This is a genomic window from Streptomyces sp. NPDC001407, assembly GCF_042895325.1.
GTDB lineage: Bacteria > Actinomycetota > Actinomycetes > Streptomycetales > Streptomycetaceae > Streptomyces.
Genome location: NZ_JBIAWF010000006.1, coordinates 38,062 through 61,096, shown reverse-complemented (window position 1 = coordinate 61,096; position 23,035 = coordinate 38,062). Strand labels below are relative to the sequence as shown.

17 protein-coding genes are annotated in these 23,035 nt (G+C 71.6%); 9 read left to right on the top strand and 8 right to left on the bottom strand.

What is annotated here, in order from left to right; genetic code table 11:
• Positions 1-115: 115 nt before the first annotated feature.
• The 6 genes from ACFY1P_RS11260 to ACFY1P_RS11235 all read left to right on the top strand — a co-directional run bounded on the left by ACFY1P_RS11260 (position 116) and on the right by ACFY1P_RS11235 (position 7,329).
• Positions 116-1,420, top strand: a complete 1,305-nt coding sequence (locus ACFY1P_RS11260; RefSeq protein ID WP_361521592.1) for an extracellular solute-binding protein — start codon at positions 116-118, stop codon at positions 1,418-1,420.
• Between the two features lie 251 nt (positions 1,421-1,671).
• Complete coding sequence (locus ACFY1P_RS11255) at positions 1,672-2,646, top strand: carbohydrate ABC transporter permease (protein ID WP_390750500.1); 975 nt, start codon at positions 1,672-1,674, stop codon at positions 2,644-2,646.
• Positions 2,643-3,491, top strand: a complete 849-nt coding sequence (locus ACFY1P_RS11250) for a sugar ABC transporter permease (RefSeq protein WP_390750499.1) — start codon at positions 2,643-2,645, stop codon at positions 3,489-3,491. The genes ACFY1P_RS11255 and ACFY1P_RS11250 overlap by 4 nt, the downstream gene beginning before the upstream one ends.
• A gap of 126 nt (positions 3,492-3,617) precedes the next feature.
• Positions 3,618-5,273 carry a glycoside hydrolase family 13 protein gene (locus ACFY1P_RS11245; protein ID WP_361521583.1) on the top strand — a complete coding sequence of 552 codons (1,656 nt, stop codon included), beginning with the start codon at positions 3,618-3,620 and terminating at the stop codon, positions 5,271-5,273.
• Between the two features lie 25 nt (positions 5,274-5,298).
• Positions 5,299-6,432: a LacI family DNA-binding transcriptional regulator gene (locus ACFY1P_RS11240; protein WP_361521581.1), complete on the top strand. Its 1,134-nt coding sequence runs from the start codon at positions 5,299-5,301 to the stop codon at positions 6,430-6,432.
• A gap of 36 nt (positions 6,433-6,468) precedes the next feature.
• On the top strand, positions 6,469-7,329 hold the full coding sequence (locus tag ACFY1P_RS11235) for a phosphatase PAP2 family protein (RefSeq protein WP_361521579.1): 861 nt from the start codon (positions 6,469-6,471) through the stop codon (positions 7,327-7,329).
• Between the two features lie 27 nt (positions 7,330-7,356).
• Here ACFY1P_RS11235 and ACFY1P_RS11230 read toward each other — a convergent pair whose 3' ends face one another.
• The 5 genes from ACFY1P_RS11230 to ACFY1P_RS11210 form a co-directional block, all read right to left on the bottom strand.
• Positions 7,357-10,422, bottom strand: a complete 3,066-nt coding sequence (locus ACFY1P_RS11230; protein WP_361521576.1) for a bifunctional [glutamine synthetase] adenylyltransferase/[glutamine synthetase]-adenylyl-L-tyrosine phosphorylase — start codon at positions 10,420-10,422, stop codon at positions 7,357-7,359.
• Positions 10,423-10,602: 180 nt separating this feature from the next.
• Entirely contained in the window at positions 10,603-11,964 is a 1,362-nt protein-coding gene (glnA, locus tag ACFY1P_RS11225; protein ID WP_361521573.1) for a type I glutamate--ammonia ligase, read from the bottom strand.
• A 259-nt stretch (positions 11,965-12,223) separates the two neighbouring features.
• A complete protein-coding gene (locus ACFY1P_RS11220) occupies positions 12,224-14,521 on the bottom strand; it encodes an NHL repeat-containing protein (RefSeq protein ID WP_361521570.1) in 2,298 nt (765 codons plus the stop codon).
• A gap of 435 nt (positions 14,522-14,956) precedes the next feature.
• Positions 14,957-15,826 (bottom strand): alpha/beta hydrolase, encoded by an 870-nt coding sequence (locus ACFY1P_RS11215; RefSeq protein ID WP_361521567.1) that lies wholly within the window; start codon positions 15,824-15,826, stop codon positions 14,957-14,959.
• Positions 15,827-15,956: 130 nt separating this feature from the next.
• Positions 15,957-17,426, bottom strand: coding sequence for an APC family permease (locus ACFY1P_RS11210; RefSeq protein WP_390750498.1), 1,470 nt, complete (start codon positions 17,424-17,426; stop codon positions 15,957-15,959).
• 130 nt (positions 17,427-17,556) lie between these two features.
• Here ACFY1P_RS11210 and ACFY1P_RS11205 point away from each other — a divergent pair, with 130 nt between their 5' ends.
• Entirely contained in the window at positions 17,557-18,003 is a 447-nt protein-coding gene (locus ACFY1P_RS11205; RefSeq protein WP_390750497.1) for a DUF6153 family protein, read from the top strand.
• 87 nt (positions 18,004-18,090) lie between these two features.
• A complete protein-coding gene (locus ACFY1P_RS11200; protein WP_390750496.1) occupies positions 18,091-19,665 on the top strand; it encodes a multicopper oxidase family protein in 1,575 nt (524 codons plus the stop codon).
• A gap of 63 nt (positions 19,666-19,728) precedes the next feature.
• On the opposite strand, the gene ACFY1P_RS11195 is transcribed toward ACFY1P_RS11200, so the two are convergent.
• Positions 19,729-20,205 carry a DUF4234 domain-containing protein gene (locus ACFY1P_RS11195; RefSeq protein ID WP_361521556.1) on the bottom strand — a complete coding sequence of 159 codons (477 nt, stop codon included), beginning with the start codon at positions 20,203-20,205 and terminating at the stop codon, positions 19,729-19,731.
• Between the two features lie 181 nt (positions 20,206-20,386).
• Between ACFY1P_RS11195 and ACFY1P_RS11190 the strand changes: the two genes are divergently transcribed.
• Positions 20,387-22,141 carry an NAD+ synthase gene (locus ACFY1P_RS11190; protein ID WP_390750495.1) on the top strand — a complete coding sequence of 585 codons (1,755 nt, stop codon included), beginning with the start codon at positions 20,387-20,389 and terminating at the stop codon, positions 22,139-22,141.
• Positions 22,142-22,608: 467 nt separating this feature from the next.
• Here ACFY1P_RS11190 and ACFY1P_RS11185 read toward each other — a convergent pair whose 3' ends face one another.
• Both ACFY1P_RS11185 and ACFY1P_RS11180 read right to left on the bottom strand, forming a co-directional pair.
• Positions 22,609-22,731: a hypothetical protein gene (locus ACFY1P_RS11185; protein ID WP_361535242.1), complete on the bottom strand. Its 123-nt coding sequence runs from the start codon at positions 22,729-22,731 to the stop codon at positions 22,609-22,611.
• Entirely contained in the window at positions 22,728-22,979 is a 252-nt protein-coding gene (locus ACFY1P_RS11180) for a hypothetical protein (RefSeq protein WP_361535245.1), read from the bottom strand. The genes ACFY1P_RS11185 and ACFY1P_RS11180 overlap by 4 nt, the downstream gene beginning before the upstream one ends.
• Positions 22,980-23,035: the final 56 nt, after the last annotated feature.

Genomic DNA, 23,035 nt, shown 5'->3' with positions numbered 1-23,035 from the left:
GGAAATCTCGCTGTTTCGTTCTTGCAAACCCTTTCGCAAGAGATTGCAGCCTGTTAACTTCCTCCACAGCTCGGGCCGTCCGCGACTGGTCGGCCTCCTTGATGAGGAGATCCATATGCGAAGAGGCATATCGGTTGCGGCCGTCATCGGCGCGCTGGCCCTGACCGCGACCGCGTGCGGCGGTGACGGCGGCGGTGACGGCGGCGACGGATCCAAGGCGGCGAACGACCCGGGCAGCGTGAGCGGGACGGTCACCTGGTGGGACACCTCGGACGCCACCAACGAGGCACCGGCCTTCAAGAAGCTGGTGTCGGCCTTCGAGGCGAAGTACCCCAAGATCAAGGTCGATTACGTCAACGTGCCCTTCGACCAGGCCCAGCAGAAGTTCAAGACCGCGGCCTCCACCGGCAAGGGCGCGCCGGACGTGCTGCGCTCGGACGTCGGCTGGACCCCGGGCTTCGCCCAGCTCGGCTACCTCAAGGACCTCACCGGCACGCCCGCGCTCGACAAGCCCGAGGACTTCCTCGACGGGCCGCTGAAGAACGCCGCGTACCAGGGCAAGACGTACGGCGTCCCCCAGGTCACCGACACGCTCGGGCTGCTCTACAACAAGGAGCTCTTCCAGAAGGCCGGCATCGACAAACCCCCGGCCGACTGGGCCGCCGTCAAGGAGGCGGCCCTGAAGATCAAGGACAGGACGGGCGCCGAGGGGATCGGTCTCAGCCCGGACAGCTACTACTCGCTGCCCTTCCTCTACGGCGAGAAGAGCGACATGGTCGACGTCGCCGACAAGAAGATCACCATCTCCGACGCGGCGTCCCTCAAGGGCATCGAGACGGCCGTCGACCTGGTGAAGTCCGGCGCGGCGCCCAAGCCGGCGGGCACGGACGGCTACAACGCGCTCAAGACGGACTTCAAGAACGGCAAGCTGGCGATGCTGATCGACGGGCCGTGGGCGACGAAGGAGATCTTCGGCGGCGACGCGTACAAGTCGAAGGACAACCTCGGGATCGCACCGATCCCGGCCGGCTCCACGGGCACGGCGGGGGCGCCGGTCGGCGGGCACAACCTCGTCGTCTACGCCGGGTCGAAGAACTTCGACGCGTCCTACCTCTTCACGCGGTTCATGACCGAGGCCACGCAGCAGGAGTCGGTGTCGTCGGCGGTCGGGGTGCTGCCTACGCGGAAGTCGGCGTACACGTCGGAGGTGCTGGCCGATCCCGTGCGGAAGTCCTTCTACGAGGCACTGGGCAAGGCGCACGCGCGGCCGCAGATTCCGCAGGGCGGGGATCTCTTCACGGACTGGCTCCAGCACTACACGAAGATCTTGACGCTGAAGGAGTCGCCGAAGGAGGGGCTGGACGCGACGGCCAAGGCTTGGCAGGGGGCGTTGCTGAAGGACTGGTCGGTGCGGCAGTAGGGGGCGGGGGTCTTTTCCCCACCCCGCCCCTTCCCGCAACTGGGGCTGCGCCCCAGACCCCGCAACACGGCTTGCCGCGTTGTCCTCAAACGCCGGACGGGCTGAAGTTACCCGGAAGTCGGGGGCTTCGCCCCCCGCCCTCAACGGGCTGGAAGTGCCCAGAAGTCGGGGCTCCGCCCCGGACTCCCCCAGCTGCCGCTGGGAGGCGCCCCTTTCCTCGATCCGCGTCCCCCCTCAGAAAGCCGTCGCCCATGTCCGCAGCAGTCTCCGAAACCGGTAGTCCGCCCACGCTGTTCACCCGGCTCCGGCGGTCGTTCGATACGCACTGGTACGCCTGGGCCATGGTGCTGCCCGTGGTCGTCGTGCTGGCGGTGCTCGTCGGGTATCCGCTGGGGCGCGGGATCTATCTGTCCTTCACCGACGCCAACGAGGCCAACGTCGGCCGGACCATCGGCGTCAACCACATCGCCTCGACGTACAAGTCCGTCGGTCTCGACAACTACTGGAAGGTGCTCTCGGGGCAGGAGGGCCACTTCTACTCGCGGCTCGGCTGGACGGTGATCTGGACCGCGTCGTGCGTGTTCCTGCACTACACGATCGGCCTCGGGCTGGCCCTGCTGCTCAACAGGCCGATGCGGTTCCGGGTGCTCTACCGCGTGCTGCTGATCCTGCCGTGGGCGGTACCGGCGTTCGTCGCGACCTTCTCGTGGCGGCTGATGTTCAACGAGAAGTACGGCGTGCTCAACGCCTTCATGACCAAGCTCGGCCTGGACCCCGTCGACTGGCTCGGGGACTCGACGCTCCAGAAGGTGTCGGCCGTCGCGGTCAACGTGTGGCTGGGCGTGCCGTTCATGATGGTGGCGATACTCGGCGGACTCCAGGCGATACCGCGGGAGTTGCACGAGGCGGCCGAGATGGACGGGGCCTCGCCCTGGCAGCGGTTCCGGCACGTGACGCTGCCGGGCCTGCGGCCGGTGAGCGGGACCGTGATCCTGCTGGGCGTCATCTGGACGTTCAACATGTTCCAGGTGATCTATCTGCTGATCGGGCAGGGCGCGAGTTCCGACAGCGAGATCCTGGTGACGTACGCCTACCGCCTGGCCTTCCAGGGGGTGCGCGACTACGCGGGCTCTGCCACCTACGGCATCCTCATCCTCTCGCTGCTGCTGGTCTTCGCCGTCTTCTACCGCCGGATGCTCTCCCGACAGGAGGAGACCACGCGATGAGCTCCACCACCCCACGCTTCCGCGGCGAGCGGTCGCGCGGCGCCTCGGCCGCCCTGCACACGGCGCTGGCCCTCGCGAGCCTGGTCGCTGTCTTCCCCGTGCTGTTCGTCGTCTTCGTCTCGCTGCGCGGCCGCGACGGCTGGCAGGAACCGACGCGGTTCGTCGGCTTCGACTTCTCCAACTACTCCCACATCCTGGGGCACACCAAGTTCCTGACCTGGTTCGGGAATTCGGTGATCGTGGCGGTGGGCGCCACCCTGCTCGGGGTGTTCGTCGCGGCGACGGCGGGCTACGCGGTGTCGCGGATGCGCTTCCCCGGGCACAGGCCGCTGATGTGGACCTTCCTGATCGTGCAGATGTTCCCGATGGCGGTACTGATCGTGCCGCTGTACAACATTCTGGGTGAGCTCGAACTCCTGGACTCCTACACCGGTCTGATCGTGACCTACTGCTCGGTGTCCGTCCCGTTCTGCGCCTGGATGCTCAAGGGGTACTTCGACACCATTCCCGCCGAGATCGACGAGGCGGGCCGGGTGGACGGGCTGAGCCCGTTCGGCACCTTCTGGCGGCTGATCCTGCCGCTCGCCCGGCCCGGCCTGGCCGTCACCTCCTTCTACTCCTTCATCACCGCCTGGGGCGAAGTCGCCTTCGCCACCCAGTTCATGAGCAGCGAGGAGCACTACACCCTCGCGGTCGGGCTCCAGACCTTCGTCGGCCAGCAGAAGGCCGAGTGGGGTCTGATGACGGCCGCGGCCGTCCTGATCACCGTCCCCGCGGCCGTCGTCTTCTTCCTCGCCCAGCGGCACCTGGTCGCCGGGCTGACCGCCGGTGGCACCAAGGGCTGACCCGGCCCGGGGTGCGTCACCGGACGCGCCGGACGCGCGTTGTCACCTTGGTACCGCCAGCACCGCCCCGTACGGCCCTTCGCACCGCCTGTTTCCGTGACCGCACTTTTCGACCTAGGGAAGTACATGACCCAGGATCTCGCGCCCTCCGTCCGCCCGGCCGCCGACTCCTCGTCCGCGCATGCGGAGGGCTGGTGGCGCAGCGCCGTCATCTATCAGGTGTACGTGCGCTCGTTCGCCGACAGCGACGGTGACGGCATCGGCGATCTGCGGGGGATCCGGCAGCGGCTGCCGTATCTGGCGGAGCTGGGCGTGGACGCGGTGTGGCTGACGCCGTTCTACGCGTCGCCGCAGGCGGACGGCGGTTACGACGTGGCGGACTACCGCGCGGTGGACCCGCTGTTCGGTGAGCTGTCGGACGCGGACGACCTGGTGCGGGAGGCGCACCGGCTGGGTCTGCGGATCATCGTCGACATCGTGCCCAACCACACGTCCGAGCAGCACGCGTGGTTCCGAGCCGCGCTCGCGGACCGTCCGGGGGGGACGGCCCGCGAGCGCTACCACTTCCGGCCGGGCAAGGGCGTCTCGGGCGAACTCCCGCCCAACGACTGGGAGTCCGTCTTCGGCGGCCCGGCCTGGACGCGCACGTACGGCCCGGACGGCACGCCGGGCGAGTGGTACCTGCACCTCTTCGCGCCCGAGCAGCCGGACCTCAACTGGGAGAACCAGGAGGTCCGGGAGGAGTTCGCCTCCGTGCTGCGGTTCTGGCTGGACCTGGGGGTGGACGGCTTCCGCATCGACGTGGCGCACGGCATGGTCAAGGCGCCGGGGCTGCCGGACATCGGCCGCAAGGAGCAGGCGAAGCTGATCGGCGCGCAGGTGCTGCCCTTCTTCGACCAGGACGGGGTGCACGAGATCCACCGCTCGTGGCGGGCCCTGCTGGACTCCTACGAGGGCGAGCGGATCGGGGTGGCCGAGGCGTGGGCGCCGACCTCGGAGCGCCTCGCGCTCTACGTGCGCCCCGACGAGCTGCACCAGGCGTTCAACTTCCAGTTCCTCAACTGCGCGTGGGACGCGGACGCGATGCGCACGGTGATCGACGAGTCGCTGGCCGCCACGCTGTCGGTGGGCGCGCCGACGACGTGGGTGCTCTCCAACCACGACGTGGTGCGGCACGCCACGCGTTACGGCGCCGGTGAGCCGGGGCTGCGGCGGGCGCGGGCGGCGGCACTGCTGATGCTGGCGCTGCCGGGCTCGGCCTACGTCTATCAGGGCGAGGAGCTGGGGCTGCCGGAGGTCGTGGACCTGCCCGACGAGGTGCGCCAGGACCCGGCGTTCTTCCGGGGCGACGGCCAGGACGGCACCCGGGACGGCTGCCGGGTGCCGATCCCGTGGTCGGGCGATCAGGCTCCGTACGGCTTCGGGCCGGGCGGCAGTTGGCTGCCGCAGCCCGAGGAGTGGCGGGAGCTGTCGGTGGCGGCGCAGTCGGGCGATCCGCGCTCGACCCTGGAGCTGTACCGCTCGGCGCTGACGCTCCGCCGCGAGCTGCCGGGGCTGGGCGACGGGGAGATGGTCTGGCTGGACGCGCCGGAGGGGGTGCTGGCCTTCTCGCGGCCCGGTTTCGTGTGCACGCTCAACACGCTGGGCACGGAGGTGGAGCTGCCGGTGCCGGGGCGTCCGGTGCTGGCGACGTCGGCGCTGTCCATCGTCTTCCCGGAGGGGCGCAGCGCGGCCGGCACGGTCCGGATCCCCGCCGATTCCTGCGTCTGGTGGGCAGTCTGAGATGCGACCGGTAAGGTCCAGTCCTGTGACCGCCCGGCTTGCCGATATCGCAGCGCAGGCGGGTGTCAGCGAAGCAACCGTCAGCCGCGTCCTCAACGGGAAGCCGGGGGTGGCCGCCGCCACCCGCCAGTCCGTGCTGGCCGCGCTAGACGTGCTGGGCTACGAGCGGCCGCTGCGGCTGCGGCAGCGCAGCGCGGGCCTCGTCGGGCTGATCACCCCGGAGCTGGACAACCCCATCTTCCCGGCGTTCGCGCAGGTCATAGGGCAGGCGCTGACCCGGCAGGGGTATACGCCGGTGCTGGCCACGCAGACGCCGGGCGGCTCGACGGAGGACGAGCTGACCGAGATGCTGGTGGACCGGGGGGTCGCCGGGATCATCTTCGTCTCCGGGTTGCACGCGGACACGTCCGCGGATATGCAGCGCTACGAGCGGCTGCGTGCCCAGGGCGTGCCGTTCGTGCTCATCAACGGTTTTTCGGCCAAGGTGCGGGCACCCTTCGTCTCCCCCGACGACCGGGCCGCGGTCCGGCTCGCCGTCACCCATTTGGCCGCACTGGGTCACCGGCGCATCGGTCTCGCGCTGGGCCCGCGGCGGTACGTCCCGGTGCAGCGGAAGATCGAGGGCTTCCTCGCGGCCATGCGGGAGGAGCTGGGGGTGACGGAGGCCGAGGCGGCGGAGTCGGTCCAGCACTCGCTCTTCAGCCTGGAGGGCGGCCAGGCGGCCGCCTCCGCGCTCCTGGACCGCGGCTGCACGGCCGTGGTGTGCGCGAGCGACATGATGGCGCTGGGCGTGGTGCGCGCGGCACGTCAGCGCGGCCTGGAGGTCCCGCGCGACGTCTCGGTGGTCGGCTTCGACGACTCGCCCCTCATCGCCTTCACCGACCCGCCGCTGACCACGATCCGGCAGCCGGTGCAGGCGATGGGGCAGGCGGCGGTGGGGGCGCTGCTGGAGGAGGTCGGCGGTACGCCCGCGCCGCACAGCGAATTCGTGTTCCTGCCGGAGTTGGTGGTCCGGGGTTCAACGGCTTCGGCGCCGGGCACGTCCCGTGGCGGCGCGGACACGCGACTTCCCGAACAGGCCCGCACAGACGCGCGTACGGGCGCTCGTACGGTGCTGCCGAATCAGGCGCAAAGCGGCGAAGACCAGTCTTGGGGATGATCTGCCCCGGGCGGCCGTCTGGCAGACTGGTTGGCTATGGGTGAAGCGACAGTAAGGCAGCTGGAAGGCCGCACGGCCGGCCCGTCACCCACCGAGGAGCGAGCGGACCGGCCGCCGGCGGAGCGTCCCACTCAGCGAAAACTCGGCTCGTGGCAGCCGCGTTCACCGCGCCGGCCACGCCTGTGGTTCGAGGTGCTGCTCATCGCGGTGAGCTACTGGACGTATTCGCTCGTGCGCAACGCCGTCCCCGAGCAGCGGGCGGCGGCGCTGCGCAACGCCGACTGGGTCTGGCGCACCGAGAACTCCCTGCACATCGCGGTCGAGCACTCGATCAACCACGCGGTCAATTCCGTGACGTGGCTGATCGTGGGGATGAACTACTACTACGCCACCCTGCACTTCGTGCTCACGATCGGGGTGCTGGTGTGGCTCTACCGCTGGCATCCGGGCCGTTACGCCGCGGCCCGGCTGGTCCTCTTCGCCACCACCGGCGTCGCGTTGCTCGGCTACTACCTCTGTCCGCTGGCCCCGCCACGGCTGATGAACAACGTCGGTTTCATCGACACGGTCGTGGTGCACCACACCTGGGGCTCGATGGCATCGGGCAATCTCGCCGACATGTCGAACCAGTACGCGGCGATGCCGTCCATGCACATCGGGTGGTCGGCGTGGTGCGGCCTGACCATCGCGATGCTGGCCCGGCCGGTGTGGGTACGGGTGCTGGGCGCGCTGTATCCGGTGGCGACGCTGGTGGTGATCGTCTCCACCGCGAACCACTTCTGGCTGGACGCGGTGGGCGGCCTGCTCTGCCTGGCGTTCGGCTTCGCGCTGTCCTACGGCTGGTACCGCACGTTCCCGTACCGCCTGGCCCGCCACGTGGCCACGGCCTCTGACTGAACGGGCGCCGCCCGCCGGGCGGCGGCGTCAGGATCCGTAGAAGCGCTCCTCGACGACGGCGCGGGCCCGTCTGGTGACGCGGCGGTAGTCGTCGAGCATCTCCCCCACGTGGCCCGGCTCGTAGCCGAGGTAGCGGCCGACGGCGGCCAGCTCGCGGCTGTGCGAGGGGAAGGTGTCGCCGGCCCTGCCGCGTACGAGCATCACGGCATTGCGGACGCTCGTCGCGAGCACCCACGCGTCATCCAGTATGGCCGCCTCCTCCGCGCTCAGCAGCCCGGCGGCGCAGGCCGCGTGGAGGGCCTCGCGGGTGCGGGTCGTCCGCAGCCCGGGCTCGGCCCAGCCGTGGCGCATCTGGAGGAGCTGCACGGTCCACTCCACGTCCGACAGGCCGCCGCGCCCCAGCTTGGTGTGGGTCGTGGGGTCGGCGCCGCGCGGCAGCCGCTCGGACTCCATGCGGGCCTTGAGCCTGCGGATCTCGCGCACGGCGTCCTCGCCGAGGCCCTCGGCGGGATAGCGCAGGGGATCGATCAGCTCGATGAACCGCTGCCCCAGCCCGGCGTCGCCCGCGACCGGCTTGGCGCGCAGCAGGGCCTGGCTCTCCCACACCAGCGACCAGCGGCGGTAGTAGGCGGCGTAGGAGGCGAGGCTGCGCACGATGGGCCCGGACTTGCCCTCGGGCCGCAGGTCGGCGTCGACGAGCAGCGGCGGGTCGGTGGTGGGCAGTTGCAGGAGCCGGCGCATCTCGGTGGCGACGGCGAAGGCGGCGCGGGCGGCCTCCTCGTCACCGATGCCCTCGCGGGGCTCGTGGACGAAGAGCACGTCGGCGTCCGAGCCGTAGCCCTGCTCGTGGCCGCCGAAGCGGCCCATGCCGATGACCGCGAAGCGGGCGGGGAGGGTATCGCCCCACTCGGCGCGCACGGCGGCGCGCAGCGCCCCGGCGACGGCCGCGGCGTTGAGGTCGGAGACGGCGCCGCCGACGGTGTCGACCCGCAGGTGGGTGTCCTCGGTCTCGGCCGGACGCGCCTGCGCGGAGGCGCCGTTGCCGCTCCCGGCGGGGCCGTAGGCGCCGATGATGTCGGCGGCGGCGGTGCGGAAGAGCTCGCGGCGGCGCACCCCGCGCACGGCCACGATCGCCGCCTCGGCGTCCGCCGCGCGGCCCACCGCGGACAGCACCTCCTGCTCCAGGGCCTCCCGGCCGCGCGGGCGCAGCCCTTCGGGGTCGCCGAGCAGGGCGACGGCCTCGGGGGCGCGCAGCAGCAGGTCGGGGGCGAGGCGCCCGGCGGACAGCACCCGGGCGAGGTTCTCGGCGGCGGCGCCCTCGTCCCGCAGCAGCCGCAGGTACCAGGGGGTCCGGCCGAGGGCGTCGGAGACCTTGTGGAAGTTCAGCAGCCCCGCGTCCGGGTCGGCGGAGTCGGCGAACCAGCCGAGGAGCACGGGCAGCAGGGTGCGCTGGATCGCGGCCTTGCGGCTCACCCCGGAGGCGAGCGCCTCCAGGTGGCGCAGGGCGGCGGCGGGGTCGGCGTAGCCGAGGGCCTCCAGGCGGTGGCCCGCGGCCTTGGCGCTCAGCCGGATCTCGCCGGGCTCCAGTTGGGCGACGGCGTCGAGGAGCGGGCGGTAGAAGAGCTTCTCGTGCAGGCGGCGGGCCTCGCGGGCGTGCTTCTTCCAGACCTTGGCGAGCTCGGCGACCGGTTCGGTGCCGGGCGGCCACTGGAAGGCGCGGGCCAGGGAGCGGCCGAGGCGGCGCCGGTCGGCCTCGTCCTCGGGCATGAGGTGGGTGCGGCGCAGCCGGTAGAGCTGGATGTGGTGTTCGAGGGTGCGCAGGAAGCGGTACGCGGCGTCGAGGGCCGCGGCGTCGGAGCGCCCGACGTAGCCGCCGGCCGCGAGCGCGGTCAGGGCGTCGAGGGTGCCGCCGCCGCGCAGCGTCGCGTCGCTGCGTCCGTGCACCAACTGGAGCAGCTGGACGGCGAATTCGACGTCACGCAGGCCACCGGGCCCCAGCTTGAGCTCGCGGTCGACCTGTCCGGCGGGGATGGAGGCGATGACGCGGCGGCGCATCTGCTGGACGTCGGCGACGAAGTTCTCCCGCTCGGCGGCCTGCCAGACGAGCGGCGAGACGGCGTCGACGTACTCCTGCCCGAGCGCCGCGTCACCGGCGACCGGGCGGGCCTTGAGGAGGGCCTGGAACTCCCAGGTCTTGGCCCAGCGTTGGTAGTAGGCGAGGTGGCTGGAGAGGGTGCGGACGAGCGGGCCGTTGCGCCCCTCGGGGCGGAGGTTGGCGTCGACGGGCCAGATGGTCCCCTCGGGGGTGACGTCCGAGCAGACGCGCATCATCCGGGAGGCGAGCCGGGTGGCGGCCTGCACGGCGGCGCCCTCTGCGGTGCCGGCGCGGGGCTCCGCCACGAAGATGACGTCCACGTCGGAGACGTAATTGAGCTCGCGGCCACCGCACTTGCCCATGCCGATGACGGCGAGCCGGCAGGCCGCGGCGTCCTCGGGCGCCTCCTCGGCGGCGATGTCGAGGGCGGCGCGGAGGGTGGCGGTGGCGAGGTCGGCGAGCTCGGCCGCGGTCTGGGCGACGTCGGAGGTGCCGCAGACGTCCCGGGCGGCGATGGTCAGCAGGCAGCGCCGGTAGGCGGCGCGCAGCGCGTCGGCGGGCGCCAGCCCGGCGCCCCGCTCGCCGCGCACCCCGTCGGTGAGGGCCTTCTCGAACTCCGGTGTCGTGGGGTTGAGGTCGGCCGGCTCGTAGGTGAGGAGGGCGTGCCAGTCGCCGGGGTGCCGGGCGAGGTGGTCGCCGAGCGCCTCGGACGCGCCCAGCACCCCGAGCAGCCGGTCGCGCAGGGGCTTGGCGGTGACCAGGGTGTCCAGCAGCGTCTGCCGCTCGGCGGTGCCGGTGGCCTCGACGAGCCGCACGAGCCCTTGGAGGGCGAGGTCGGGATCGGCGGTGGCACCGAGGGCGTCGAGCAGCAGCGGATCGGAGCGCACGGGGGCGAGGACGGGGGTGTCGAGGAGGCGTTCGGCGGTGGCGGTGTCGGTGAAACCATGGCGCAGCAGCCGGCTGTAGGAGCTACGACGACGCCCATCCGGCACGGTCATCTGTTTCCTCTCCGCGCGTGTTCGGTTCCGGCCGCCGAACGCCGGTCGGTGCCCGATTCCAGCCCCTGGGGGCACCTCCCCAGCGGTAGCTGGGGGAGATTGAGGACGCGGCCGCAGACCGCTCCCGCCGCAGGCGGCGACGGCGGGAGAGCCGACGACGGCGGGAACCCCGGACAACGGCTACAAAACCGGAAGCATCTTGCGCAGTTCGAACGCGGTCACTTCCGAACGGTACTCCTCCCACTCCTGCTTCTTGTTGCGCAGGAAGAAGTCGAAGACGTGCTCACCGAGCGTCTCGGCGACCAGTTCGCTGCGCTCCATCAGCTCGATGGCCTCGCCGAGGTTCTGCGGCAGCGGCTCGATGCCCATGGCCCGGCGCTCCGCGTCGGACAGCGCCCAGACGTCGTCGTCGGCGCCGGCGGGCAGTTCGTAGCCCTCCTCGATGCCCTTGAGGCCGGCGGCCAGCAGGACGGCGTAGGTGAGGTAGGGGTTGGCGCCGGAGTCGATGGAGCGGACCTCGACGCGGGTGGAGCCGGTCTTGCCGGGCTTGTACATGGGCACGCGGATGAGCGCGGAGCGGTTGTTGTGGCCCCAGCAGATGTACGAGGGGGCCTCGCCGCCGGCGCCCGCGGTGCGCTTGGAGCCGCCCCAGATCCGCTTGTAGGAGTTGACCCACTGATTGGTGACGGCGGAGGTCTCGGCGGCGTGCCGGAGCAGTCCGGCGATGAAGGAGCGGCCGACCTTGGAGAGCTGGTACTCCGCGCCCGACTCGTAGAAGGCGTTGCGGTCGCCCTCGAAGAGGGAGAGGTGGGTGTGCATCCCGGAGCCGGGGTACTCCGAGAACGGCTTGGGCATGAAGGTGGCCTGCACGCCCTGCTCCAGCGCCACCTGCTTCATCACGAGGCGGAAGGTCATGACGTTGTCGGCGGTGGAGAGCGCGTCGGCGTAGCGCAGGTCGATCTCCTGCTGGCCGGGCGCGCCCTCGTGGTGGCTGAACTCGACCGAGATGCCCATGGATTCGAGCATGGTGATGGCCTGGCGGCGGAAGTCCATGCCCACGTTCTGCGGGGTGTGGTCGAAATAGCCGGAGTTGTCGGCGGGCACCGGGCGGGAGCCGTCGACCGGCTTGTCCTTGAGCAGGAAGAACTCGATCTCGGGGTGGGTGTAGAAGGTGAAGCCGAGGTCGGAGGTCTTGGCGAGGATGCGCTTGAGGACATAGCGCGGGTCGGCGTAGGACGGGGAGCCGTCGGGCATCAGGATGTCGCAGAACATCCGGGCCGTGCCGGGTGCCTCGGCGCGCCAGGGGAGGATCTGGAAGGTGCCGGGGTCGGGCTTGGCGATCATGTCCGACTCGTACACACGAGCGAATCCTTCGATCGCCGAGCCGTCGAAGCCGATGCCCTCGTCGAAGGCCTGCTCCAGCTCCGCCGGGGCGACGGCCACGGACTTCAGATAGCCCAGCACGTCGGTGAACCACAGCCGTACGAACCGGATGTCGCGCTCTTCGAGCGTGCGGAGCACGAACTCCTGCTGCTTATCCATAATCCACCTATCCTCGGTCAGGCCGCCCCTTCCCAAGCCGCGGGGCACATCGGGGGCACATGAGCATCCCACCACACGATTTCGAATGCGTTGCGTACACGCTTCCGGACGCATCGGCCTGTGCGGGGTGCCGCACTCCCCATACTGCCTGCTGGTCCTCGTCCGTGTAACGGCCGGGGCGGTCCGGGGGAACGCCGCGGGGTGCCGCCCGGTCCGCTGTGGACCGGGCGGCACCCCCTGTCGGCACGGGTTCCGGGCGCTACGCCTCGACGGTGACGGTGGCCGTTCCGGAGGCGAAGGCCGGGCTGCCCAGCTGGAAGCCCACCGGGGCCTCGCCGAGCGGGGCCGCCGGGTCGACCTCCAGCTCCGGGTACAGCGTCGCCGTCTTGCCCGGGTCCAGCTCCAGGGCGGAGGCCCGGACGGTCAGGGTGCGGTTGTCGGCCGACCGCTCGGCGACGTTGACGGTCTCCCTGGGTGCGTCGTCCTGCCGGGTCATGACCAGCCGGTTCTCCGTGAACCGCAGGCCCTCCGGGGCGGTGAGGACGATCTGCTGGGTGCCGATCCGGCTCTGCCCGGTGTTCGTCACCTTGAAGACCGCCGGGTACACCCACTGCTGCCCGCGCCGGACCTTGGCCCGGTCCCGCTGGAGCTGCTCCACCCGGGCGCTCTCGGCCGAGGAGCGGGTGACCTTGGCCGCGATCTGCACCGGCTGCCGCTTGCCGATGGTCGCGGAGCCGTCGGTCCGCAGGCCCGGGGCGGAGCCGGGCAGGGCGAGGAGCGGGATGGAGTAGACGAGGGAGCCGGTGTCGGTGGGGGTGGTGTTCAGGTGCGGGTTGGCCACGATGATCAGCGTGCGCCCGCCGTCGTGGATCTGGAAGTCGAGGTCGCCGGAGATCACCCCGTGGGAGGCGGTGTGGTAGGCGTAGACCGGCCTGCCGGTGAAGACGAAGTCCGTCGGGGCGGTGTACCGCTGGATGACGACCCCGGGGTTGACGGGTCGGCTGGTCGGCGACAGGAAGCGCAGGTCGACGCGCGCGCTCTGGCCCGGCGCGGCCTCCGGGACGGTCTCCTGATAGATCGTCAGCGCGGTCTCGTCCCCGACCGGCGCGGGCACCACGATGGAGACCGGCAGCGTGTAGGTGTTGTCCTTGAGGTTGAGCTCGCCGCCGTACTGGATCTCCAGCGTCGACTCGTACGTGCCCGGGATCAGGCCGCCCGGGGCGGTCACCCGGAACACCCCGTCCAGCGAACCGGCGTTGGGGAAGAGCTGCGCGCCCGTGAAGGTGCGGGTGAGGCGGCGGCCGCTGGTGCCGGGCCCGCCGAGCAGGCCCTCCGCCAGGGTGAGGACGACGGTGACGTCCCCGCCGTCGACGGTCGCCGGGCCCCGGTTGCGGATCCGGGCGCCGAGGTCGAACTCCTGGCCGCGCGGCACGGAGGCGGGGTGGACGACCTCGCCGTAGAGGTCGGCCTGCGGGGGCGTGGGCGGTACGACGGCGGCGGCGCCGTAGACCTTGCGGACGCGGTGGTTGTGCCGGTCGCCGATGTACAGGCCGCCGTCGGGGGCCAGGGCCAGGCCGAGGGGGTAGTAGAGCTGGGTGCCGACGGCCGGGCCGCCGTCGGTGCCGTATCCGGCGACGCCGTTGCCCGCGACGGTCGTGATGATGCCGTTCGCGTCGACCTTCCGCACCCGGTGGTTGCCGTATTCGGCGATGTACAGGCTGCCGGCGGCGTCCAGCACCAGGGCGCCGGGGTAGTGGAGCCGGGTGGCGACGGCCGGGCCGCCGTCCGAGATGTAGCCGGCGACGCCGTTGCCCGCCACCGTGGTGATGATGCCGTTGGCGTCGACCTTCCGCACCCGGTGGTTGTTCCAGTCGGCGATGTAGAGGTTCCCGGCGGGGTCCACCACGACCTGATGCGGGCTGTACAGCTTGGTCGCGACGGCCGGGCCGCCGTCCGAGACGTAACCGGCCTGGCCGTTGCCCGCCACGGTCCAGATCGTCCCGTTCTGGTCCACCTTCCGCACCCGGTGGTTGCCCTGATCGGCGATGTAGAGGTTCCCGGCGGCGTCCACGGCCACGCCGGTCGGGGTGTTGAGCCGGGTGGCCACGGCCGGGCCGCCGTCCGAGATGAACCCGGCGGTACCGGTGCCCGCGACCGTGGTGATGTTCCCGTTCGGGAACACCTTCCGCACCCGGTGATTGGACGTGTCGGCGATGTAGAGGTTCCCCGCCGCGTCCAGCGTCACGTCGCAGGGGGTGTTGAGCCGGGTGGCCACGGCCGGGCCGCCGTCGGCGATGAACCCCGCGGTGCCGGTGCCCGCGACGGTCGTGATGATGCCGTTGGGGGCCACCTTGCGGATGCGGTGGTTGTGCTCGTCGGCGATGTAGAGATTTCCCCCCGTGTCGTACGCCAGCCCGCGCGGGTAGTAGAGGCTGGTGCCCACGGCCGGACCGCCGTCGGCGACGAATCCCGCCACGCCGGTGCCGGCCACGGTGACGATCGTTCCGTCCGGATAGGGTGACGAGGCCAGGGTGGACTTGCTGTCGTTCGTGGCCATCACGGTCTCCTGTCAGAGTGAAGTGGGCTGCTGCACAGGCGAATTCCGGGCACGCCTCAGGGAAGCGGGACGCAAAAGGAGAAGCCGCCGCGCTCTCGCGGCACCGGTTACGGCGAAGACACGCGCGGGCGGCGGAGTTCCGGGGGACGACACCCCGGATTCGGCCAGGGAATGCGGTATTCCACTCCTCGCACCATCACCCGAGAATTCACTCGACGAATCCGCCGTTCTTGATCAGATGCATGACCACCCGAAATCCACGAACTCCGCAGCGGTACAAGGAGAATCGAGCGGTGACCATCGAGTCAATACGGCCGCGTCGGACACGGGCGAACATCGGCCATGAATACCGGCCAGCCAACGGACCCCATTTCGCCAGTGGTTGAAAGGAGACCTCGGGTGCGGCGTCCATAAAGGAGCCGCACCCCCTGTCCCTCAGGTGCCGTCGGGCATCATCGGCATGGCCAGCACCGCCGCCGCGATCGACTGCGGCCGGTCGTACATCAGCAGATGGCCCGCCGGTGCCACCGCCTCGAAACGGCCGTCGAGACGGGCCGCGAGGGCACGCTGGCGCTCCAGCCAGCGGCGCTCCACGGCGGATCCGGTGCCCGGGGAGGCCGCGAGCACGGTCACCGGCACGGGCGGCAGCGGGTGGCGGTCGCGCAGCTCGTGGAGCTCGGCGGCGACGTCGCGGTAGCGGGCGTTCTCCATCAGCAGGGCGCGCAGCACGCGGCCGGTTCCGTAGGTGCGGCGCACCAGCTCGGCGGGGGCCGGGTCCTGGCGGGTGACGGAGGCGGCCCGGACGGTGAGCTTGCGCAGGGAGGGGCCGAGCGCGCGGGGCAGCCCCGCCGCGGCGAGGACCAGGCCCCGGGCGTGCGCGGCGGTCGTGCGCAGCTCACGGGCGGGCGCGGCCCCGCGCTCCTCCTCCACGCTGCTGTCGACCAGCACGATCCCGGCCGTACGCCGCGGGTGGAGCCGGGCGAACGCCTCCGCGTGGAAGCCGGCGAGCGAGTGGCCCACGACCGTGGCCGGCCCGCCGAGCCCCAGGGCGTCGAGGACGCCCGCTATCCGCGCGGCCTCCCCGGCGGCGGTGGGCGGTTCGAGGGGCGGCGCGCTGAAGCCGAGGCCGGGCCGGTCGAAGCGGACGACGGTGCGGTGCCCGGTGAGCAGCGGTACGACGGGGTCCCAGTCGAACCAGCCCATGCCGAGCCCCGCGCTCAGCACGCACACGGGCCCCGAGCCCTCGCACACGACGTGCAGCGGCACCCCGCCGACCCTCAGCATGTGCCCTGGTGGCCGCTCCATACCGTCCACACTGTCCCCCTTGTGACCCGTCCGTCCACACCGCGCGGAGCGCGGGAGACGACCGTACCGGCGCGCGGAGGCGGCCCGCGCCACGGGGCCCCTCGCGGGGGTTCCCGTGGCAGCGGGACAGTCACTCCCCGGCCACCGGCTCACGGTGCTCGGGAGCCACCCAGTGCGGCTTGCGGAACTTCAGCAGGGCGAGCGGGGCGAGGAAGCCGATGACCAGCAGGCCGCCGCCCACGGTGAGGATGTAGCGCCACAGCGGGCCGCCGCCGAACTGGTCCGGCGGGACGAAGCCGATGCACATGGCCGCGAGCGACGCCGCGAAACCGACGCCCGCGACCAGCCGCACGGCCGGGACGCGGAAGCCGCGCGGCCGGTCCGGCTGGGTGGTGCGCAGCCGGACGACGGCGGCGAACATCAGCAGATAGACGACCAGATAGATCTGGGTGGTGATCACCGAGAAGATCCAGTAGGCGCTGGAGACATCGGGGATGAAGGCGTAGAGCAGCGCGATGAGGGTAGTGAGCACGCCCTGCGCGACCATGATGTTCCGCTGCACGCCGTGCTTGTTGAGCTTCTGAAGGACCGGCGGCAGATAGCCCTCCTGCCGGGCGACCATCAGCAGGCCCTTGGAGGGACCCGCCAGCCAGGCGAGCATGCCGCCGAGCGCGGCCACCACGAGCATCACCCCGACGACCTTGGTCAGCCAGCCCACGTGGAAGTGGTCGAAGAAGCCCTGGAACGCCTGCATCACGCCCGCGGTCAGGCTGAGGTCCTCGCCCGGCATCACCCAGCTGATCGCGAGCGCCGGGAGGATGAAGATCAGCAGAACGAGTCCGGTGGCGGCGAAGACCGAGCGCGGGAACTGCTTGCCGGGCTCGCGCAGCGAGGCGACGTGCACGCCGTTCATCTCCATGCCCGCGTAGGACAGGAAGTTGCCCACGATCAGGACGAGGCTGGCGAGCCCGGTCCACGGCGGCAGGAAGTGGCCGCTGTCCATGGGGGCGGCGGAGGCGTTGCCCTGGCCGAGGAAGACCAGTCCGAGCACGACGAGGACCACGCCCGGGATCAGCGTCCCGATCACCAGGCCCGCGCCGGCCAGCCCGGCGACCGCCTTCGTGCCGCGCGAGGAGATCAGCACGCCCGACCAGTAGACGACCACGATGACCAGGGCGACGTAGAGGCCGTTGCCGGCGAGCCGGGGGTCGATGACGTACGCGAACGTGCTCGCCACATAGGCCAGCAGGCTCGGGTAGTAGGCGATGGTCATCGCGAACTGGCACCAGACGGCCAGGAAGCCGAGCGGCTTGGAGAGCCCCTCGCTCACCCAGCGGTAGACGCCGCCGGTCCAGCCGGAGGCGAGCTCGGCGGAGACCAGCGCGGTCGGCAGCAGGAAGACCACGGCGGGTACGACGTAGAGGAAGACGGCGGCGAGGCCGTAGATCGCCATGGACGGCGAGGGCCGCAGGTTGGCGACCGATGCCGTGGTCATCATCGCGAGGGTCACCCACGAGATGAACTGCGGCTGGGCGGCGCCCGGGGTGATGGCGCCCGTGGCGAGGGGACGGTCGTCCCTCACCTGGTCCGTGCTGGTCATGTGAGGTGGAGCGTCCTTCGGCGGGGCGTCGGTCATGTGCGTCCCAATGATCCCATCTGCGACACCTGGAGAAGGCATACCCCGAGGGGGTAAGGTGCGGCGGAGGTACGTGAAGGAGTTCGGGGGACAGGTGAGGGCAGGACAGCGGAGCGCCGCCGCCTGGTGCGGCCGGCTGCTGCTGTTCGGCGCGCTGCTGCTGGGCGTCGTGACCATGCACACCCTGGGGCACCCGGCGGAGCACGGCGGCCGGGCCGCCGCCTCGCACACCATGGCGGCGGACGGCCATCGCGCCGCCACCTCGCAGACGCACACCATGGCGGCGGAAGGCCACCACGCCGCTCCCCCGCAGGCCGCCTCCGTCCACGGCGAGCACCACGGCATGGACCCCATGTCCGTCTGCCTCGCCGTGCTCGGCTCCGCCCTCCTCGCGCTCGCCCTTCTCCTCGGCGCGGCCGCGCTGCGCCGCACCGCCGCGGTCCCGGCCGCCGTCCGCGCGCGGCTGCTCCTCACCCTCCGGCCCATCCCACCACCACCTCGGCACAAGGCCCTCGCCCGGCTGTCGGTCCTGCGCGTGTAGCAGCGGGTGCCGCCGCGCTCGCGTGCGCGGCGGGCACGCACCGCTGCCCCTGCACACAGGACCCGACACCACGAGGTGCCTTTCTTCATGCCTTCCACCACCCGCCGCGCCGTGCTCGGCGCGGGACTCGCCGCTGCCGGAAGCGGACTGCTCGCCGCCTGTTCCGGGAGCTCCGACAGCGGCTCGTCCGCCGCGACCCCCTCCGCCGACTACCTCTCCCCGGACGGCAAGGAGGTCGCCGCCGCCGAGGCGAAGCGTGGCGCCGGCCCCGTACGCGAGGTGCAGCTGACGGCCACCCGCACCCGCCTCGACCTGGGCGGCCGTACGGTCGACTCCTGGGCGTACGGCGACCGGCTGCCCGGTCAGGAGATCCGGGTCACCGCGGGCGACACGCTCGCGCTGACCCTCGCCAACCACCTGCCCGAGGCCACCTCCCTGCACTGGCACGGGCTCGCGCTCCGCAACGACATGGACGGCGTCCCCGGCCTCACCCAGCGCGCGGTCCGCCCGGGGGCCGCGTACGACTACCGCTTCACCGTCACGCACCCCGGCACCTACTGGGTCCACCCGCACTCGGGCGTCCAGCAGGACCGGGGGCTCTACGCCCCGCTGATCGTGGAGGACCCCAAGGAGCCGCTCTCCTACGACAAGGAGTGGGTGGTCGTGCTGGACGACTGGGTCGACGGCGTGGACGGCAGCACGCCCGACGGGGTGCTGGCCGAACTGGGCCGGGGCATGGGCGGCATGGACCACGGCGGGCACGGCGGGCACGGCATGGGGCAGATGCCCGGCATGACGATGGGTGCCGGGCAGTCCTCCCCCGCCCCGGCCGGGCCGCCGCGGATGATGATGGGCGCGACCAGCCCGCTCCTCGGCGGGGACGCGGGCGATGTCGCCTACCCCCACTACCTCGTCAACGGGCGGACGCCCGACGCCCCGGAGACCTTCACCGCGAAGCCCGGCGACCGCGTCCGCGTCCGTTTCGTCAACGCGGGCGGCGACACGGCCTTCCGGGTGGCGCTCGGCGGCCACCGGATGACGGTGACGCACACGGACGGCTTCCCCGTCGAGCACGCGGAGACGGACGCGCTGCTGCTGGGCATGGGCGAGCGGTACGACGTGCTGATCGAGGCCGGGGACGGGGTGTTCCCGCTGACGGCGCTGGCCGAGGGCAAGAAGGCCGCCGCGCTGGCGGTGCTGCGCACGGGCGGGGGCGCGGCGCCCGACGCGTCCGCCCGCCCCCGCGAACTGGACGGCACCCTGCTGACGGCCGACCGGCTGAAGGCGGACCGGAGCGTGCTGCTCCAGGGCCGCCGGCCGGACCGCACGATCCGGCTCGACCTCACGGGCTCGATGGCGAAGTACGACTGGGCGATCAACAACAAGAAGTACGCGCCCGAGCGGCGTTGTCCGGTGGCGGCGGGCGAGCGGGTGCGGCTCGCCTTCGTGAACCGGACGACGATGTGGCACCCGATGCACCTGCACGGCCACACCTTCGCGCTGCCCGGCGGCGGGCCCCGCAAGGACACCGCGATCGTCCGGCCGGGGCAGCGGCTCGAGGTCGACTTCGACGCCGACAACCCGGGGCTGTGGATGCTGCACTGCCACAACGTCTACCACGCGGAGTCCGGGATGATGACGGTCCTCGGCTACCTGCGCTGACCAACGGCCGCGGGGCCCACGCCGGTTCGGCGCGGGCCCCGCCGGCTCCTCGTGCGGCGCGGCTCAGACGGCCAGCGGCACCTGGGTGCCGGGCGCGATCCGACCGTAGTGGTCGACGACCTTGTTCAGCTCGAACTGGTAGTAGAGCGCGTGGAAGCCGAGGAAGGCGAGCAGCAGGCCCAGGCCGCCGCTGCACGAGGGCGCCAGGCCCGCGGCGCGCTGGGCCTCGGAGATGCGCCGGCCCGTGTTGAAGATCGAGACGTACGGCGGAATGATCAGGAAGATGCCCAGCGTGATGGCGAGCACCGACATGGCCGGGTTGATGTGCCGCCGGCTGTCGAACTGCGCCATCTCCTTGTTGACCTTGTAGTGCCAGACGATGCCGTAGATGCCGAGGGTGATCAGCGGCAGGCCCAGCCAGGCGGCGAAGGGGTTGCGGCGCTTCATCGACAGGCCGTAGGCAGCGGGGCCCGGGGCCGGGTAGCCCATCGGCGCCTGCTGCGGATAGCCCGCGCCGCCGTACGGGTTCTGCGGGGGCATGGCCGGAGGGTAGCCCTGCGTGCTCAACGCGGTCTCCTTGGAAGAACTTCGGACAAAGTAGTCATGCCCATGGCATGCGCCACGGGCAACCCGCGAAGCTTGTCACAAGATCACATGCACCCGCCACGACGGCGGCCCCGCTCCCCCAGATCGCGTCAGACAGACGATTAGACTGGGCGGCGTGCCTCAACTTCGTCTCGCTCTGAATCAGATCGATTCCTGCGTCGGTGATCTCGCCGGGAACGCCGAGTCGATCGTCCGCTGGGTCCGGCACTCCGCCGAGCAGGGCGCCCACCTGGCCGCCTTCCCCGAGATGGCGCTGACGGGCTACCCCGTGGAGGACCTCGCGCTGCGCTCCTCCTTCGTCGAGGCCGGCCGGGAGGCGCTGCGCTCGCTCGCCGCCCGGCTCGCCGCCGAGGGCCTGGGCGAGCTGCCGGTCGTGGTCGGCTACCTCGACCGCAGCACGCGGACGCAGCCCCGGCTGGGCCGCCCGGCGGGGGCGCCGCGCAACGCCGCGGCCGTGCTGCACCGGGGCGAGGTGGTGCTCTCCTTCGCCAAGCACCACCTTCCCAACTACGGCGTCTTCGACGAGTTCCGCTACTTCGTGCCCGGCGACACCATGCCGGTGGTGCGGGTGCACGGCATCGACGTCGCGCTCGCCATCTGCGAGGACCTGTGGCAGGAGGGCGGCCGGGTGCCCGCCGCCCGCTCCGCCGGTGCCGGGCTGCTGCTGTCGGTCAACGCCTCGCCGTACGAGCGCGAGAAGGATGACACGCGGCTGGAGCTCGTCCGCAAGCGCGCCCAGGAGGCGGGCTGCACGACGGCCTACCTCGCGATGACCGGCGGCCAGGACGAGCTGGTCTTCGACGGCGACACCATCGTCGTCGACCGCGACGGCCAAGTGCTCGCGCGCGCCCCGCAGTTCGAGGAGCGCTGCGTGGTGATCGACCTCGACCTGCCGGCCGCCGCGCCCGAGGCGCCGTCCGGGGTGGTGGACGACGGGCTGCGCATCGACCACGTCGTGCTGAGCGCCGACCCGCTCCCGCCGTACGAGGCGGACGCGGCCGGCACGGTCGCCGAGCGGCTCGGCGACGACGAGGAGGTGTACGAGGCGCTGGTCATCGGCCTGCGCGCGTACGTCGCCAAGAACGGCTTCCGCAGCGTCGTGATCGGGCTCTCCGGCGGCATCGACTCGGCGCTGGTCGCCGCGATCGCGTGCGACGCGCTCGGCGCGGAGAACGTGTACGGCGTGGCCATGCCCTCGCGCTACTCCTCCGAGCACTCCCTCGCCGACGCCGAGGAGCTCGCCCGGCGCACCGGCCTGCACCTGCGGACCGTGCCGATCGCGCCGATGTTCGACGCGTACATGGGGGCGCTGGGGCTCACCGGCCTCGCGGAGGAGAACCTCCAGTCGCGGCTGCGCGGCACGATGCTGATGGCGATCTCCAACCAGGAGGGGCACATCGTGCTCGCGCCGGGCAACAAGTCGGAGCTGGCCTGCGGTTACTCCACGCTCTACGGCGACTCCGTCGGCGCGTACGGGCCGATCAAGGATGTCTACAAGACCTCGATCTTCCGGCTTGCCACCTGGCGCAACCGGGCGGCCCAGGAGCGCGGCGAGACCCCGCCGATCCCGGAGAACTCCATCACCAAGCCGCCGAGCGCCGAGCTGCGCCCGGGCCAGGTGGACACCGACTCGCTGCCGGACTACGAGGTGCTGGACCGGATCCTGGAGCGGTACGTCGACCGGGACCAGGGCCGGGCGGAGATCGTGGCGGCGGGCTTCGACGCGGAGCTGGTCGCGCGGGTGCTGCGGCTGGTCGACACCGCGGAATACAAGCGCCGGCAGTACCCGCCGGGCACGAAGATCTCCGCCAAGGGCTTCGGCAAGGACCGCCGCCTCCCGATCACGAACCGGTGGCGCGAGGCGCTCTGACCTCTTTTGGGTGCGGGTGCGTTGCCGGGTGCGGCGGGTTTTGTTCCCCTACCCCGCCCCTTCCCGGCTGCGTCTGATGTGCGGCTCCGCCGCGTGGGGGGCTCGTGCCCCAGACCCCCGGCTGTCCCGCCATTGCCGCCTGCGGCGGGCCTTTTCCCCACCCCGCCCCTTCCCGAAACTGGGGCGCTGCCCCAGACCCCGAACTGCGGCCGGTCCACCGCCTGCGGCGGGAGCGGCCTGCGGCCGCGTCCTCAAACGCCGGACGGGCTGAATTCAGCCCGTTGGGGGCACCTCCCAGCGGTAGCTGGGGGAGTTTGAGGACAACGCGCGAAGCGTGTTGCGGGGTCTGGGGCGAAGCCCCCCACGCGGCGGAGCCGCACATCAGACGCAGCCGGGAAGGGGCGGGGCTGGGGAAAAAGCCCGCCGCAGGCGGAAGCAGCGGGCCTCAGCCAAAGTCGCCGCCGATTTCAATAGTGGCCAGGACCGTTCGCCTCGGGGCAGACCACCACCGAACCGTCCGGCTGGGCGATGAGCCCCTTGCCCTCACAGTGCTGACACGGCTGCTGCGGCTGCCGCTCGTCACCACTCATGTCTGCTCCCCCCGTGGGATCTTGAAGACGTGCCCGCATCCTTCATAGGTGATCCGGCCGCCCGTGAGCGTGCCCGGTTCCAGCATCACGGACGACGGCAGCCGGCCGCACGCCGGGCAGGTGGGGAATCCGCTACGCACCGGGATGACGACCGGCACCCCGGACGACACCCCCAGGTGGATGCCGCCCTGCACACAGAACTGGCGGATCGCTGCTACTTGGCCTTCGGTGAGCGTCGGCTGTGTCATGGCCTGACGAGACCACTCCTTCCTTCTCACGCCTTCTCGCGCCCTCTTATCGTCCG

Coding starts and splice junctions, on each gene's coding strand:
- ACFY1P_RS11260 (WP_361521592.1), top strand. CDS start 116: ATGCGAAGAGGCATATCGGTTGCGGCCGTCATCGGCGCGCTGGCCCTG.
- ACFY1P_RS11195 (WP_361521556.1), bottom strand. CDS start 20,205: ATGCCCCCGCAGAACCCGTACGGCGGCGCGGGCTATCCGCAGCAGGCG.
- ACFY1P_RS11250 (WP_390750499.1), top strand. CDS start 2,643: ATGAGCTCCACCACCCCACGCTTCCGCGGCGAGCGGTCGCGCGGCGCC.
- ACFY1P_RS11185 (WP_361535242.1), bottom strand. CDS start 22,731: ATGAGTGGTGACGAGCGGCAGCCGCAGCAGCCGTGTCAGCACTGTGAG.
- glnA (WP_361521573.1), bottom strand. CDS start 11,964: ATGGATAAGCAGCAGGAGTTCGTGCTCCGCACGCTCGAAGAGCGCGAC.
- ACFY1P_RS11245 (WP_361521583.1), top strand. CDS start 3,618: ATGACCCAGGATCTCGCGCCCTCCGTCCGCCCGGCCGCCGACTCCTCG.
- ACFY1P_RS11230 (WP_361521576.1), bottom strand. CDS start 10,422: ATGACCGTGCCGGATGGGCGTCGTCGTAGCTCCTACAGCCGGCTGCTG.
- ACFY1P_RS11200 (WP_390750496.1), top strand. CDS start 18,091: ATGCCTTCCACCACCCGCCGCGCCGTGCTCGGCGCGGGACTCGCCGCT.
- ACFY1P_RS11255 (WP_390750500.1), top strand. CDS start 1,672: ATGTCCGCAGCAGTCTCCGAAACCGGTAGTCCGCCCACGCTGTTCACC.
- ACFY1P_RS11210 (WP_390750498.1), bottom strand. CDS start 17,426: ATGACCAGCACGGACCAGGTGAGGGACGACCGTCCCCTCGCCACGGGC.
- ACFY1P_RS11180 (WP_361535245.1), bottom strand. CDS start 22,979: ATGACACAGCCGACGCTCACCGAAGGCCAAGTAGCAGCGATCCGCCAG.
- ACFY1P_RS11215 (WP_361521567.1), bottom strand. CDS start 15,826: ATGGAGCGGCCACCAGGGCACATGCTGAGGGTCGGCGGGGTGCCGCTG.
- ACFY1P_RS11220 (WP_361521570.1), bottom strand. CDS start 14,521: ATGGCCACGAACGACAGCAAGTCCACCCTGGCCTCGTCACCCTATCCG.
- ACFY1P_RS11235 (WP_361521579.1), top strand. CDS start 6,469: ATGGGTGAAGCGACAGTAAGGCAGCTGGAAGGCCGCACGGCCGGCCCG.